Here is a 14,097-nt window from a genome sequence, read left to right on the forward strand (position 1 = left end):
AATTCGGCGTCTGTCGGGCCGGGGGCACCATCCCCCGGCCCAACAGAGGAACCGGCTATGCGAACTGGGTACTACCCTTGCCGCAGCTCTGGCTATCACAGGAAGTACAGCTCAGGGCGTCAGTGCCGGAGCCGCCATTGCGAGTCTCAAGCTTCTGCAAATTCAGGATCGTGGACATGATTCACCTCCTTTCACTACTGGTTTGCGGATTGCGGGCGAGCAGTCACCACTGAACCTCGGGAATTTTCCCTGAACCTCGGCGACCCGCCGGAATTTGTTCCCGCCAGCAGGGACAACTCTGCTACGGTGGGCCATGCGTCCACCAGTCACGAGGTTCCGGTACCGAACTGCGCATTGGCACCTCGGCCGGAGTCACACGGCTTGAGCTGCAATGCGAGCGACACGAGTTCCGCACGATTAGTGACACCAGTCTTGCTGCGTATCCGCCGAAGGTAGGTGTCTATGGTATGCACACTAAGATTCATGCAGCGAGATATCCGTACATAGGTGTGGCCTGCGCCAACGTGGGCGAGGACCTCGCGTTCACGTTGCGAAAGCGCTGAAATAGGGTTCCCAATGTCATTGATTGGCACTTTTCGGAATCTCTTTTTCTCCCCCGTGAGATAAACGCCGTTCCGGACGGCAGATTGGGCCTCTATGGATGGTAAATAGAGTCGCTCTGGAACATCTCCGATATCTTCACATTTCTCAAGTCCGACGACCCCAGACTCTTCGCATAGATCCCCATAGATCGCCGATAGATATGGGCGATTGGCGATATGTTATAACTAACGATTTCTGTCGATTCAGGTACACCTCTTTTCATGGCCAAGGAATCAGCTTTTTCCGCTAACTTTCAGCCACTAATCGTTTCAGTTCGCCGTGATCATGATGTCAGTCGCTCAACCGAGAGTGAACAAAATCGAACTGGACTGATTAGGACATGGCCTGATCAGTCCACTGGCCCGAAGCGTCAGACCCAACCGCGCCGGGCGACCTTGAACCCCGCCTCGAATCGACTGTGCGCGCCCAGTCGTTGCATGAGGTTGGCGGTGATCCGTCGAGCGGTCCGCGCTGACACCGCCAATCGCTTGGCGATCGCGTCGTCGGTCATTCCCTCTGCGAGGAAGCGCAACAGTTGCCGTTCCTGTACGGTTAGCCCGATGTTGTCGTCAAGTGCCACTTCAGCAAACGGCGTCGAGAGTGCCCACATCTGCTCAAAGCATGCAGCCAGGGCCGCCACGGTCGTGGACTCACGCAATACCAAGGCTCCGTGCCAGAGCTCCCCCGTACTCAACGGGACCAGTGCAATGGTGGAATCAATTACAACCATTTGAGCCGAGAGCGTGGGCGTGACACGGAGTTGGATTGCGGTCTCGACCATCGACGCCGCATAACGACGTGTGGCACGATCCCGATGGGCGCTATCCGGAACGATTTTCCGCAGCTGGACACCGCGGTTGAGTGCTTCGATATGTTGCTGCAGAATTGTTTCCAGCATAGCCTCGGAGGGAACCGCCGTAAGCGTGGAAGCCCACCAGTACGCACGGACTTCTGTTGCAATCTGTTCGAGGAATGTGTGAACGGAATCGAATCCGAGTAGCCGCTCCGCATCGGCAGGTTGATTAGATTCAGAATCGATGGCCAAACGCATCAGGGTGGTCTCTATCGTCCATAAAGTCCGCTGCAGCCGCGACAATTCTTCTCGGCAACGGCCCAGCATTATCCGTGCTGCCGACTTCTGGTCGATCACGCGCCATTGCATTTTGTCAACCGACCGACGCACCAGTGTCAAGTCAACGAGAACATCCAATGCGGCAATAATATCGATTTCAGAAACTTCGAGATGCGCACTCAAATCCGCACTCCCCCAGTCGGGGTACTGAGCCACGGCTTGGTAGACCCTTACTACATCATCGTCCAGGCCAATTTGCCCCACGATATCCTTCATGAACGCATCCCCTCAGACAAATATCGAAGTGCTCGATTATGCCTGGTGGCGCGTCAAGACATACTCATCTCCCGCTCATCTTCGCGTCAACGGCGCCCGAACGGCCCTCGATCGGCGACGCCGATGCGGGCACGCATATGTAGCGGCTGGCGTTGTCTGCTGTATCAGTGCCTGACCGGACAGACTCTGTATTCGGTTTCCAGATTCGAACACCGCATTCTCACTGGATGGCTCGACCACCGCCGCCGCTGGCCTCGCACCGCCAACCTGCACCTGCTCATCAGCAAGGATGCTGCGCTGCAGACCGTTCCAGTCAGCGCCAAATAGCTTCGGGCCCGGCACACCCCGCCGACGAACCTGGAAAAGTTGCGCATCGACCGCCAACTCACAGAAGCCCTCGTCTACGGCGGCGACCCATTGCACCTGGCGGCGGCCTTCGGCCTCGACGAGTCCACCGCCAGGTGCTATACCACCAACGCCCGCAAACTCCTCCACGACCCTCACGCCGCGTTCCGAGTTCCTTGCTACAACTGGAATGGCGCCATAGGTTACTCAGCCCGGCAGGCAGATGCTCGTCGACTGTTCGACGCGGTCTTATCCACTCGAGGATGCTCGTATGCCAGCAAACCGGCTGGCCGACAAACTAACTCGGAATGTCCAGGATTCGAACAAAGGCGGCGGGGGCGCTGCCTGTCGCCACTCCACACGATGTATTCGACGCACGTGGGGGCGGCGGATGACCTCCAAGGCGACATCACGGGCGAGGCCGGCAGCTGCGAAGGCTTGATCGAATCAAACATCATACCTGCTCGGTCCACCGCACCAGGCGTCGTGGCCAGATCGCGCCTTCGCTGTAGAGCGCGGTGAGGTCAACGGCCGAGCAGCCGCATGTCCGCGTCTTCGTGGTGGTTGCCGGAGGCTGGGGAGAAGTTGTCGAGCTTGTCGATCTGCTCGGTGGTCAGTTCGATGCCGTCGGCGGTGGTGTTCTCCTCGACGCGGGACACCCGCTTGGTGCCGGGGATAGCGGCGATGTCCTCGCCTCGAGCAAGCAGCCAGGCCAGGGCCACCTGGGCCGGGGTGACGCCGGCGTCGGCCGCGACCGCTTCCACCTCGTCCGCGATCCGCAGGTTGCGCTGGAAGTTCTCGCCGGTGAAGCGCGGGTTGTTCTTACGCCAGTCGCCGTCGTCGAAGTGCTCGGTGGAGCGGATCTTCCCGGTGAGGAAGCCGTGGCCCAGTGGCGAGTAGGCCACGAAGCCGATGCCGAGTTCCCGCGTCAGCGTCAGCACCTCCGGCTCGGGGTCGCGGGTCCAGAGCGAGTATTCCGACTGCAGTACGGCGATCGGGTGCACGGCGTGGGCGCGGCGGATCGTTCCAGCCCCGGCCGATGACAGGCCGATATGGCGGATCTTGCCCTCGGTCACCAGCTCGGCCAGCGCGCCGACAGTGTCTTCGATCGGAGTGTCCGGGTCGACGCGGTGCTGGTAGTACAGGTCGATGTGGTCGGTGCCCAAGCGCCGGAGCGAGCCTTCGACAGCGATGCGGATGTTCGCCGGGCTGCTGTCCAGGATGCGAGCGCCGTTGCGCGCGTGGGAGATACGTCCGAACTTGGTCGCCAGGACGACCTCGTCGCGGTGACCTTTGATGGCGCGGCCGAGGAGTTCCTCGTTGATGAACGGCCCGTACGTTTCGGCGGTGTCGATCAAGGTGACGCCAAGTTCCAACGCGCGGTGGACAGTTCGGATGGACTCGGCGTCGTCGGTGCCCGCACCGGTGTATGCGGCGGACATCCCCATGGCGCCCAAGCCGATCCGGGAAACGTCCAGGTCCCCCACCTTGATGTACTTCACAATTCGAGGCTAAGACGTGGAGCGCGCTCCAAGTCAAGCCTCTCACCAAGGCTTTTGGCTGTCATCACCTCTTTCTCACCCACTCGATGATGCTGGTAAGCCGCCTGGCTGACGCATTAGCTCGGAATGTCCAGGATTCGAAGGAAGGCGGTCGCGGCCGGGGTGCTGCTCTCGCCGCTCCAGGCGATGTATTCGACGCGGGTGGGGGCGTCGGTGACCTCGACGGTGGCGACGCCGGTGAGCTGGGGGACGTAGGCGGAGGCGAGCATGGCGATGGCGAGGCGCTGCTCGACGAGGCGAGAGATGAGGTAGGCGGTGGTGACCTCGAAGGCTACATCGCGGGTGAGGCCGGCGGCGGCGAAGGCTTGATCGGATTGGATGCGTCCCGCCGTCCCGGCCGGCAGATCCACGAAGACCTCCGAGGAGAGCCGCGCAAGGTCGACAGCGGATTCCGACGCGAGCGGGTGGTCCGGGGCGACCACCGCGACCAGACGATCGCGAGCCAGGACACGGGTGCGCACGCCTTGCGGGCGCGCGGTGCTCGGTAGCCCGAGGAAGGCCACGTCCATGGCACCGGCCTTGACCTTCTCGATGAGATCCTCACTCGCACCGGCACACAGGCCGATGCGCACGTGTGGATACCGGGAGCGGAATTCGCGCAACGCGGCCGGGACGTCGACCGCCGCGACCGTGGGGATCAGGCCCACTGCCAGGCGCCCGCGGATCTCGCCGACCGCGGCGGCGACCTCGGCGGCCGCGCGGTCGGCGGCGTCGAGGCATTGCCGGGCAGCGGGCAGGAAGGCCGCCCCGGCCGGTGTCAGCCGCACCCGGCGGCTGGTGCGTTCGAAGAGTTTCGCGCCGAGTTCCCTTTCCAGGCGGGCGATTTGGTGACTGAGCGCGGATTGCACGACCAGGCAGCGCTCGGCTGCGCGGGTGAAACTGTTGGTCTCGGCGACGGCGAGCACGTACCGCATCTGCTGAAGCTCCATGGATCAATCTTGAATCACGATTGATGTGCTGACAAACATGTGTTGGACTCATCGATCGGGTGCGGGCGAAACTTCGAGTATCAAAAGTCCAGCAGCACAAAGGATTTCCGAAATGACCAACCCCTCACCCGATCAGGCAGTCACCGCGATCGACCTGTGGTTCGACCCGCGCTGCCCGTGGGCCTGGATCGCCACGCAATGGCTGCTCGAGGTCGAGCAGGTGCGCGCCATCGAGACGCACTTCCATGTGATGAGCCTGTCGGTGCTCAACGACGGCCGGGAACTGCCGGAGAAGTACCGCCAGGGCCAGATCGACGGCTGGGGCTGCGTGCGCGTGTGCATAGCGGCGCGACAGCACTACGGCCCGCAGGTGCTGCGGCCGCTGTACCTGGCCATGGGCACCCGTATTCACCATGAGAAGGCGGGGCTGGGCCGCGACATGATCCTTTCCGCCCTGGCCGAGGTAGGTCTGCCCGCGGAACTCGCCGCTGCGGCGGACGTGACCGACTACGACGAGGCCCTACGCACGAGCCACCACGCCGGCATGGACCTGGTCGGCGACGCTGTCGGCACGCCCGTCATCCACGTACCGATCGCCGACGGCGCACCGATCGCCTTCTTCGGCCCGGTGCTCTCCCCCGCCCCACGCGGTGAAGCGGCAGGACGGCTGTGGGACGGCGTGCTCGCCATGGCCGCCACCGACGGCTTCTTCGAACTCAAGCGCGCCCGCAACCGCGACCCCAAGTTCGACGCGGCGTAAACGGCCGACAAACCCGAAAAGATCGGAAACAAACATGTCTTCACCCGGTACACCTACGCTCTCGCCATTCAGGTCGTGGCTGGGCGTCGCTGTCATTACCGCAAGTCTGTTCACTTTCGTCACCACCGAATTGATGCCCGTCGGGCTGCTCACCCCGTTGAGCTCGAGCTTGAAGGTAGCGGTGGGCACCGCCGGGCTCATCGTGACGCTGTTCGGTATATCGGCCGGGTTGGGCGTCCCGTTCCTGGTCGCCTGGACCCGGCATGTCAATCGCCGTGCGCTGCTGCCCATTCTGCTGGCGGTCATGGCGCTGGGAAATCTCGTTATCGCCGTTTCTCCCAGTTTCACGCTGGTACTGCTGACACGACTGGTGATGGGATTCGCCCACGGCATGTTCTGGGCCATTGCCGTCGGCATGGCCATGCGACTGGTTCCCGAACGCCATGCCGGTCGCGCGGCCGCGATCGCCTTGTCGGGCATCTCGATCGGGACGGTGGCGGGTATTCCGCTGGGCACTCTCATCGGTGGCCTTACCAGCTGGCGCACAACGTTTCTCCTCTGGAGCGCGCTGAGTGTGCTGGCGGTGCTCGCGACGATTCCCTCGCTGCCTTCGGAGAACGCGGCCTCGGTCCGGGAAGTCTTCGCGCTCCCGGTCCGCAATGCACAGCTGCGCGCCGTGATGTTCACGGTGATCCTGTACGTGCTCGGCCATTTCGGGGCCTACACCTTCATCAGGCCCTTCCTCGAGAAAACCGATTCCGCCTCGTCCGGCTTCATCACCGGATTGCTGATCATCTACGGCATCGGCGGCGCGGTCGGCAATTTCCTCGCCGGCCACATGGCGGGCAAGAATCCGCGAGTCAACTTCATGCTCGCATGCGGCGGGCTCGCGGTGTCGCTGCTGTTGCTGCTCACGATCGGTCACTCACCGGCCGGAGCGATTGTCTCCATGGCTCTTTGGGGTGTTTCTTTCGGCGCCGCGAACCTGTGCCAGATCAACCTGACGCTCGGCGCCGCACCCGACACCTTCGAAGCCGCCATGTCGATCAACACCCTGGGCTACAACCTGTCCATCGCCCTCGGTGCGCTCTTCGGTGGACTGCTCACCGATAACCTCGGGGTCAGAAGCGCTCTCTGGTTCGGCGTGGCGCTGACCGCGGCCTCGCTGCTGCTCACCATCGCCTTGGGCCGCAAGGCCGGCAAGCGCGGTGACACGAGTGTCGCGAACCAGGCCGCCGACCACGTCGACGCGGTTGCCGAGGCGTGAGATGGACGACCGATACCTCGCAGCGGGAGTCGGAAGCACTGCCGCACAAAGCTACTCGTGGGTCGATGACCTTGCCGATATCGATCTGGCAGAGCTGTCGAATCTCTACCGGATCGCCCCGCTCGGCAACAAACCACCCCACATCCTGGAAACCGTCTTCGGCAACAGCAGGTTCGTCAGCTTCGTCTACTCCGCGGGCACGCTCGTCGGCGCGGGTCGCGTGCTGGCCGACGGGCTCGATTGTGCCTATATCGCCGATATCGCGGTCCACCCGGGTCATCAAGGACACGGACTGGGCACCGACATCATCGACCGTCTGGTCCAACGCTGTCGTGGGCACCGCAAGATCCTGCTGTACGCCAACCCGGGCACCGAGGACTTCTACCGGCGGCTGGGCTTCCTGCCGATGACCACCGCCATGGCCATCTGGCATGACACCGAAACCGCCATCGGCAAGGGACTTCTCGATCCACGACCGCCCGAAACCCCTCCGTCGCCGTCGAATCCGAGCGACCCCCAGCACTGACGAGAGGAATCCGACTCGATGAGTACCGCGACATTCCGGCAGAACGTCACCTTCCCCACTGAAAGCGGCGACGGGTACGGCTATCTGGCGGTACCCGAGGGCGGACGCGGTCCCGGCGTGCTGGTCATCCAGGAGTGGTGGGGGCTCACCGACCAGATCGCCGGCGTGGCCGACCGGTTGGCTGCCGAGGGATTCGTCGCGCTGGCGCCGGATCTGTTCGGCGGCCGGGTGACCCACAAGGCCGCCGACGCACACAAGTGGATGGCCGAACTGCCCATCGAACGCGGCGTCGCACGACTGTCGAGCGCCGTCGACTATCTACTCGCCTCCGACGCCGTGACGGGCGAGACGCTCGGGGCGATCGGCTATTGCATGGGCGGAGGCTTCGTCATCGCGCTCGCCGCCGCGGCCGGTGACAAGATCGCCGCAGCTGTCCCTTACTACGGTGCCGATGCCGGTGCGAATCCCGATTTCTCGGGGCTGCGTGCGGCAGTGCAGGGTCACTTCGGCGAACACGACACCTCGGTGACACCGGACCGAGCCCGGCAACTGGCGTCGGCTGTACGCAATCAATCCAACAGCACCGTCGAGTTGTACTTCTACCCGGCCGGTCACGCCTTCGCCAACGAGGAAAACCATTCGGGCAACTACAACCAGACCCACGCCGACCTGGCCTGGCAGCGCACCCTCGAATTCCTCCGCGATGCGCTCCACTGAGACACAGGCGAGATCGATCGGCCTGCGCTCGGAACGCGGGCCGATCCTGGCCGCGATCATGCTGGCGAATTCCCTGGTGGCGCTGGATTCGACCATCATCGCCACCTCGGTACCGACCATCACCCACCAGTTGGGGGGATTCGCCCAATTCCCATGGCTGTTCAGTATCTACCTGCTCGCGCAGGCGGTGACCGTTCCGATCTACGGCAAGCTGGCCGACATGCTCGGACGCAAGCCCGTGATGCTGTTCGGTATCGCGGTTTTCGCGCTCGGTTCGTTGCTGTGCGGTGTGGCGACGAGCATGGTGGGGCTCATCGCATTTCGCGCCATGCAGGGCATCGGGGCAGGCGCGGTCGGTTCGATGTCGATGACCATCGCCGCCGATATCTACACCCTGCACGAGCGCGCCAAGGTACAGGCTTACCTGGCCGGCGTGTGGGCAGCCTCCTCGGTACTGGGGCCGCTGCTGGGCGGGATATTCTCCGAATACATCAGCTGGCGCTGGATTTTCCTGATCAACCTGCCGCTGACGGCAGCGGCCGCGTGGATGATCCAGCGCAGGTTCACCGAAAGCGCACCACGACAACGACATCGCATCGACTACCTCGGTGCGGGACTGCTCACCGTCGGCGCGGGCACGCTGATTCTGGCATTGCTGCAGGGCGGGCAAAGCTGGCCGTGGACCTCGATGACCAGCATCGCGCTGTTCGCAGGCGGTGCGGCGGCACTGGCGGTGTTCGGCTGGGTCGAGCAGCATGCGGCGAATCCGATTCTGCCGCCGCGGATCTTCACCCGCCGCATCATCGTCGCTTCCAGTCTGGTGTCCCTGCTCGTCGGTGCGGTGCTGCTCGGGCTCACCTCCTATGTGCCGGCCTTCGCGCAAGGCGTGCGCGGCAGCGGGGCGCTCGTCGCCGGCCTCACCTCGGGGGCGCTCACACTGGGCTGGCCGGTCTCGGCCTCGCAGGCCGGAAAGTTGTACCTGCGCATCGGATTCCGCAAGACCGCCCTGATCGGCAGCTCGATGGCCGCCCTCGGGGCAGCCTCACTACTGCTGGTCGGCGCAGCGTCCACGCTCCCCCGAGTGGCGGCGAGCTGTTTCCTCGTCGGCATGGGCATGGGCCTCATCGCCACCCCCACCCTGATCGCGGCGCAATCCAGCGCCGAATGGTCGGAACGTGGGGTGGTGACCTCGGCGAATTCCTTCGCCCGCAACATCGGCAGCGCAGTGGGTGTAGCGGTATTCGGTGCAGTGGTGAACTCCCACATCGGCCATGACGATCACCCGACTCCGGCGGCGCTGAACTCCGCGGTGCAGTTGGTATTCATCGGCGTCACGGTCATGGCGCTGATCATGGTGGCGGCCTCGGCGATTCTGCCGGCAGATCGACCCGCCATCCCGCCTGGTAATTGACCCGGGCACGACCGACAGATCGGCGAGCTTTCACCGAAAAAGACTGTAAAGCAGGAGAATTCGAATGACCACCAACGCCACCTGCGCGGAGATCTTCGGCCGCATCTCGCACCTGGCCCGCATCATCGACCGCGAGCTGTCCGACTTCTTCCGCGCACAGGGCCTCCAGCGCTGGGAGTACGAGGTCCTGAGCACCCTCCGCCGCTCAGGCAACGAATCCGGCCTCAGCGCAGGCGCTCTGTACAAGGCCGCCCTGCGCACCTCCGGCGCCAAATCACCAACCGCATCGACCGATTGACCGCCAAGGGCTGGGTCGAACGTGTCCCTCATACCGCCGACCGCCGCGCCATCCGCGTCCACCTCACCGATTCCGGTCGGAGCCTGATCGACCGAATCCTCCCGCTACACACGGCGAATGAGCAACGCCTGCTCGCTGGCTTCTCTCCCGCCGACCGCGAAGCCCTCGTCCCCCTCCTCCGCAAGTTCTCCGAATCCCTCGGCGATCCACCCGACGAGATGTTCTCTTCACAAACGGTACGGCTCCCCGTACCACACAAGGAGTTTCGCAAATGACAACCTCATCCGCCCTGCCGACGACGGCACTGGGCTCGGACGGCACTCGCGTGTCCGTACAGGGCTACGGCGCAATGGGAATCAGTGAGTTCTACGGACCCACCGACTCCACCGAGGCCCGCGCCACCTTGGAACAGGCCCTGTCCCTGGGCATCACGATGTTCGACACTTCCGATGCGTACGGTATCGGGCACAACGATCAATTCGTTGGCCCGTTTATCCGGGCGCACCGTGAGAGTGTGCTGTTGGCAACGAAATTCGGCCTGGTCCGTCGCGTCGACGACCCGGATTATCGCGGCATCGACAACTCACCGGCATACCTCCGCAAGGCGGTCGACGCCAGCCTTCGACGTCTGGGGATCGATGTCATCGATCTGTACTACATGCACCGCAAACAGCCCGGAGTTCCTGTCGAAGACACCGTCGCGGTGATGGCCGAGTTGGTGGCAGCAGGCAAGGTACGGCAGTTGGGCCTGTCCGAGGTGACCGGCCCCGAACTCCGCGCAGCTTGCGCAGTGCATCCGATCGCGGCCGTCCAGTCGGAATGGTCGCTGTTCTCCCGAGACGTGGAGAACACCGCGGTGCCGGCGGCGGCGGAGCTGGGCGTCACCTTCGTCGCCTACGCGCCACTGAGCCGCGGATTCCTCGCCGGCAACATCATCGCCGAACACGATCTACCCGCAGGCGATATCCGCCGAACGCTCCCCCGCTTCATCGGCGCGAACGCACGCACCAATGCAGAGCTACTCGCCCCTGTGCGCGAGATCGCCGAGGCACGCGGGATCACGACCGCGCAGGTCGCCTTGGCCTGGGTGCATTCTCGGGCCCGCCGCCACGGACTGTCGGTGGTGCCGATCCCCGGCACCCGACATCGTGCACGCGTCATCGAGAATGTGGCTGCGGCGACGATCGAGCTGACCGACGACGAACTCGCTGCACTGGAGCCGATCGCGAGCCGGGTTGCCGGCACCCGATACTCCGATATGGCCTTCGCCTCCGCCGGACGGGAGTAACTCCGTCCCCGCTCAGGTGCTTCGATCTCGAACCCATCGACTCGGATAGCGAGGCCGGTTGTCTTGTCCGCGTGCGGTTTCGTGGATCCGACGAGCAGGGCTCGCCGAGGCGACAACCAACTTCTCGCCTGAAGGGAATCGACCGAAGCGGTGGATGGTGTAGCAACTGGTCGCCAGTTGTACGAGCAGAAAGGCTCCGGCATAGGTGGTTACGGTGATGTAAGCCCACCACACCGAGCTGTCCGCACGCGGCAACATGAACAACCCGATCCCGATCGGGTGCGCTGCGCCCTCGATGGGTGAGCGGTCGGAGAAGGTCCACCACCAGCAGAAGCCGACACCGAAGACGAGCACTGCGGCCAGGCGAGCCCACCAGGTCCGTGTGGTGCGGGCGTGCTGCCAGGCGAGAATCGCCAACGGCACGAACCACACCCAGTGGTGCCCCCAGGAGAACGGTGACGCACACGCAGCCGTCATACCCGTGACAGTGATGGCCAGCAGTTCCCGACCCGCGCGATGGGCCAGCACCGCCGCAGTGATCCCGAGTCCGATTACCGGCAGCAGCGCGAGCAGCCACATCCACGTCGGTGGCTGAAACACGGACATTCCGAACACGTTCGATTTGAAGCGATCCACCTCGAGGAACCGCAACATTTGCGCGAGAAAACCATTCACGGACTGGTTACCCGGCGAATCGACGGCCCCGACTCGTCCCGCGGAGCTGACCTGCCGACTCCAATAGGAATACGCGTCGTGCGGGCGCATCAGAAAGCCGAGCGCGATAGTCGCCACGAACGCCCCGCTCGCCGCACCCAGGGCGCGCCACTGCCGGGTGCACGCCAGATAGAGGAGAAAGAAGGCGGGCGTCAGCTTGATCCCGGCCGCGATCCCGACCGCGACGCCACGCAGTCTGGCCGACGGCGGGCGAAGCAGATCCCAGGTGATCGCCAAGACGAGGAAGATATTGATCTGCCCGAGCCAGAGGGTCGTGCGCACCGGCTCGAGGGCAGTGCAGATAACCGCGACCGGCACCGCAAACACCCAGGTGCGCATCGAATTCCGGTAACCCAGTGAGCGCAGGCAGCATCCGATGAGTACCACCAGCGCCACCATCGTCGCCGCCCACCACAACGCCTTCGCCGTGACCGAGGAAATCACGGCCAGCGGAATGAAGACCATCGCCGCGAACGGCGTATAGGTGAACTCCATCCCGAACACCACCGGCCCGTCGTACAGGCCGTCCCCGCTCCGCAACACCGCCCCGCCGGCTTGATACACCTGCAGGTCGAGACCATTGTTGAACAGCCCGTAATACCGATCGCCGATGGGAATGCCGTACACGTGCCATACGAGCACCGCCACCGCCAGCCCGAACCCGACGAGCAGCATCCGGCCGGTCACCTCGGAACGAGCATCGGAATCAGCACCGTCCCAGCGGACCTCGGGCGGCGCGACATCGCGGTCGAGACCGGTAATGGAGCTCTCCTCAGCCGCAGAATGCATCCGATCACGATAACCGGGGTCATCGAAACCGAGCGACGTCGGCACGGGTAAATCCGATCGCGAGTGCCTCCCGGGAAGGGAACGGTACCCAGCCGCGTTCAAAAGCGGATATGACTGCTTCGACTGGCACAGATGTGTTGCGCTACGCGGCTTTTACCACCGACCCGGCCGGGGGCAACCCCGCGGGAATCGTGCTCGACGCCCAAGGACTCGACAAGGCGGCGATGCTCGCGATCGCGGACAAGGTCGGCTACTCCGAGACCGCGTTCCTCACGGCCCCGCCGCCCGGCTTCGGCACCCCCGGCAGAGCATTCACCGTTCGCTATTTCAGCCCGAAAGCCGAGGTTTCGTTCTGCGGGCACGCAACCATCGCGACCGCTGTCGCACTGGCGGAGCGGATCGGCCCCGGAGAACTGGTCTTCGCGACCTCCGTCGGTACCGTGCCCGTCGAGGTCACGCGAGACGAGGGCGGCCAATTGCGCGCGACCCTGACCAGTGTCGAGCCCGCCGTCGCGCCGGTCACCGACGGCGATCTCGCCGAAGCGCTCGCCGCACTGAATTGGGCTGCCACTGACCTGGATCCGGTGTTGCCACCACGAATCGCCTATGCCGGTGCGCATCATCTGGTGCTGGCCGCCAAGACCCGGTCCCGGCTTGCGGACCTCCACTACGACTTCGACCGACTGGCCGCACTGATGCGGGCAAGAGATTGGACCACTGTGCAATTGGTCTGGCGGGAATCGGCACAGGTCTACCACGTTCGAAACCCGTTTCCGGTTGGCGGGATCGTCGAGGACCCGGCCACCGGCGCGTCCGCGGCCGCGTTCGGAGGCTACCTGCGCGAACTGGGCTTGGTCGGCTCGACCGCCGAACTGACCCTGCATCAAGGAGATGACCTCGGTCGCCCAGGAGTGCTCGGCGTCGAATTGCGGGCCGGCGATTCGCGAGTACGAGTCACCGGTGCCGCAGTGGCACTTCCCGATTGATCCGAAGCCGCGCACGCCGCATCAAGGACCGAAAACGTCTTGCCAACTCGTCGTGAAATCGCAGAAACGGACACCTTCGTGACCATCATCGCCAACCTTGATGACCGCACATCCCTGCTCGAGCAAGACCAGCGTTTCTTCGACGCCCTGGTCGCCGCGGATACCAACAGCCTGAACGAGCTGCTGGCCGAGGATTTCATCCTGGTCGCCGTCAACGATGGCGCGACCGTCACCAAAGCCGACCTGCTCGCCGTAATGGCCTCGGGGACACTACGATTCCCGGCCATCGAGTCCCACCCCGCAGAGGCCATAGTCCGCCGAATCGCCGAGGTCGCCATCGTCGTGGGCCGGACCAGCATGAATTTCACCAATCCCGATGGCACCACCTTCACAACAGCCAGCCGCTACACCCACGTCTTCAGCTACGACGATGTCGCCGGATGGCGCCTGGTCTCTGCGCAGGGCACACAGATCACCCCGGCATCCCAGCCCTCGACCCAATAGCGGTTGCCCCCAAAGCATCCGGTCAGGGTGTTAGTCGGCGACGGTTGACC

General features: G+C 64.0%; 16 protein-coding genes. 10 read left to right on the forward strand and 6 right to left on the reverse strand.

What is annotated here, in order from left to right:
* Positions 1–55: 55 nt before the first annotated feature.
* The 5 genes from ACIP5Y_RS24995 to ACIP5Y_RS25015 form a co-directional block, all read right to left on the reverse strand.
* On the reverse strand, positions 56–178 hold the full coding sequence (locus ACIP5Y_RS24995; protein WP_400353235.1) for a class III lanthipeptide: 123 nt from the start codon (positions 176–178) through the stop codon (positions 56–58).
* Between the two features lie 148 nt (positions 179–326).
* Positions 327–593, reverse strand: coding sequence for a response regulator transcription factor (locus ACIP5Y_RS25000; protein WP_400353237.1), 267 nt, complete (start codon positions 591–593; stop codon positions 327–329).
* Positions 594–973: 380 nt separating this feature from the next.
* On the reverse strand, positions 974–1,951 hold the full coding sequence (locus ACIP5Y_RS25005) for a LuxR C-terminal-related transcriptional regulator (protein ID WP_400353238.1): 978 nt from the start codon (positions 1,949–1,951) through the stop codon (positions 974–976).
* Between the two features lie 869 nt (positions 1,952–2,820).
* The gene (locus ACIP5Y_RS25010; RefSeq protein ID WP_400353240.1) at positions 2,821–3,798 is read right to left on the reverse strand and encodes an aldo/keto reductase; all 978 of its coding nucleotides are present in this window, start codon (positions 3,796–3,798) and stop codon (positions 2,821–2,823) included.
* Positions 3,799–3,914: 116 nt separating this feature from the next.
* A complete protein-coding gene (locus ACIP5Y_RS25015) occupies positions 3,915–4,787 on the reverse strand; it encodes a LysR substrate-binding domain-containing protein (protein ID WP_400353242.1) in 873 nt (290 codons plus the stop codon).
* A 112-nt stretch (positions 4,788–4,899) separates the two neighbouring features.
* Between ACIP5Y_RS25015 and ACIP5Y_RS25020 the strand changes: the two genes are divergently transcribed.
* The 8 genes from ACIP5Y_RS25020 (at position 4,900) to ACIP5Y_RS25055 (ending at position 11,054) form a co-directional block, all read left to right on the forward strand.
* Positions 4,900–5,547, forward strand: a complete 648-nt coding sequence (locus ACIP5Y_RS25020; RefSeq protein ID WP_400353244.1) for a disulfide bond formation protein DsbA — start codon at positions 4,900–4,902, stop codon at positions 5,545–5,547.
* Between the two features lie 34 nt (positions 5,548–5,581).
* Positions 5,582–6,814, forward strand: a complete 1,233-nt coding sequence (locus ACIP5Y_RS25025; RefSeq protein WP_400353245.1) for an MFS transporter — start codon at positions 5,582–5,584, stop codon at positions 6,812–6,814.
* 1 nt (position 6,815) lies between these two features.
* On the forward strand, positions 6,816–7,340 hold the full coding sequence (locus ACIP5Y_RS25030; RefSeq protein WP_400353247.1) for a GNAT family N-acetyltransferase: 525 nt from the start codon (positions 6,816–6,818) through the stop codon (positions 7,338–7,340).
* Positions 7,341–7,358: 18 nt separating this feature from the next.
* Positions 7,359–8,057 (forward strand): dienelactone hydrolase family protein, encoded by a 699-nt coding sequence (locus tag ACIP5Y_RS25035; RefSeq protein WP_400353249.1) that lies wholly within the window; start codon positions 7,359–7,361, stop codon positions 8,055–8,057.
* Positions 8,044–9,468: an MFS transporter gene (locus ACIP5Y_RS25040; protein WP_400353251.1), complete on the forward strand. Its 1,425-nt coding sequence runs from the start codon at positions 8,044–8,046 to the stop codon at positions 9,466–9,468. Before ACIP5Y_RS25035 ends, ACIP5Y_RS25040 begins: the two co-directional genes overlap by 14 nt.
* Positions 9,469–9,532: 64 nt before the next feature.
* Positions 9,533–9,766, forward strand: a complete 234-nt coding sequence (locus ACIP5Y_RS25045) for a hypothetical protein (protein ID WP_400353252.1) — start codon at positions 9,533–9,535, stop codon at positions 9,764–9,766.
* A complete protein-coding gene (locus ACIP5Y_RS25050; protein WP_400353254.1) occupies positions 9,763–10,041 on the forward strand; it encodes a MarR family winged helix-turn-helix transcriptional regulator in 279 nt (92 codons plus the stop codon). The genes ACIP5Y_RS25045 and ACIP5Y_RS25050 overlap by 4 nt, the downstream gene beginning before the upstream one ends.
* Positions 10,038–11,054 (forward strand): aldo/keto reductase, encoded by a 1,017-nt coding sequence (locus ACIP5Y_RS25055; RefSeq protein ID WP_400353256.1) that lies wholly within the window; start codon positions 10,038–10,040, stop codon positions 11,052–11,054. The genes ACIP5Y_RS25050 and ACIP5Y_RS25055 overlap by 4 nt, the downstream gene beginning before the upstream one ends.
* Before the next feature lie 12 nt (positions 11,055–11,066).
* Here ACIP5Y_RS25055 and ACIP5Y_RS25060 read toward each other — a convergent pair whose 3' ends face one another.
* Positions 11,067–12,557, reverse strand: coding sequence for a glycosyltransferase 87 family protein (locus tag ACIP5Y_RS25060; protein ID WP_400353258.1), 1,491 nt, complete (start codon positions 12,555–12,557; stop codon positions 11,067–11,069).
* 110 nt (positions 12,558–12,667) lie between these two features.
* Here ACIP5Y_RS25060 and ACIP5Y_RS25065 point away from each other — a divergent pair, with 110 nt between their 5' ends.
* Complete coding sequence (locus ACIP5Y_RS25065; protein ID WP_400353260.1) at positions 12,668–13,543, forward strand: PhzF family phenazine biosynthesis protein; 876 nt, start codon at positions 12,668–12,670, stop codon at positions 13,541–13,543.
* Between the two features lie 78 nt (positions 13,544–13,621).
* Positions 13,622–14,047: a nuclear transport factor 2 family protein gene (locus ACIP5Y_RS25070; RefSeq protein WP_400353262.1), complete on the forward strand. Its 426-nt coding sequence runs from the start codon at positions 13,622–13,624 to the stop codon at positions 14,045–14,047.
* The last annotated feature ends 50 nt before the right edge of the window (positions 14,048–14,097 follow it).

The sequence above is a fragment of the Nocardia sp. NPDC088792 genome, assembly GCF_044750615.1.
GTDB lineage: Bacteria > Actinomycetota > Actinomycetes > Mycobacteriales > Mycobacteriaceae > Nocardia.

What these genes read in the sequence shown, in the direction of transcription:
- ACIP5Y_RS25055 (WP_400353256.1), top strand. Translation starts at nt 10,038, where the DNA reads ATGACAACCTCATCCGCCCTGCCGACGACGGCACTGGGCTCGGACGGC.
- ACIP5Y_RS25025 (WP_400353245.1), top strand. Translation starts at nt 5,582, where the DNA reads ATGTCTTCACCCGGTACACCTACGCTCTCGCCATTCAGGTCGTGGCTG.
- ACIP5Y_RS25020 (WP_400353244.1), top strand. Translation starts at nt 4,900, where the DNA reads ATGACCAACCCCTCACCCGATCAGGCAGTCACCGCGATCGACCTGTGG.
- ACIP5Y_RS25060 (WP_400353258.1), bottom strand. Translation starts at nt 12,557, where the DNA reads ATGCATTCTGCGGCTGAGGAGAGCTCCATTACCGGTCTCGACCGCGAT.
- ACIP5Y_RS25045 (WP_400353252.1), top strand. Translation starts at nt 9,533, where the DNA reads ATGACCACCAACGCCACCTGCGCGGAGATCTTCGGCCGCATCTCGCAC.
- ACIP5Y_RS25015 (WP_400353242.1), bottom strand. Translation starts at nt 4,787, where the DNA reads ATGGAGCTTCAGCAGATGCGGTACGTGCTCGCCGTCGCCGAGACCAAC.
- ACIP5Y_RS25040 (WP_400353251.1), top strand. Translation starts at nt 8,044, where the DNA reads ATGCGCTCCACTGAGACACAGGCGAGATCGATCGGCCTGCGCTCGGAA.
- ACIP5Y_RS25030 (WP_400353247.1), top strand. Translation starts at nt 6,816, where the DNA reads ATGGACGACCGATACCTCGCAGCGGGAGTCGGAAGCACTGCCGCACAA.
- ACIP5Y_RS25035 (WP_400353249.1), top strand. Translation starts at nt 7,359, where the DNA reads ATGAGTACCGCGACATTCCGGCAGAACGTCACCTTCCCCACTGAAAGC.
- ACIP5Y_RS24995 (WP_400353235.1), bottom strand. Translation starts at nt 178, where the DNA reads ATGTCCACGATCCTGAATTTGCAGAAGCTTGAGACTCGCAATGGCGGC.
- ACIP5Y_RS25005 (WP_400353238.1), bottom strand. Translation starts at nt 1,951, where the DNA reads ATGAAGGATATCGTGGGGCAAATTGGCCTGGACGATGATGTAGTAAGG.
- ACIP5Y_RS25065 (WP_400353260.1), top strand. Translation starts at nt 12,668, where the DNA reads ATGACTGCTTCGACTGGCACAGATGTGTTGCGCTACGCGGCTTTTACC.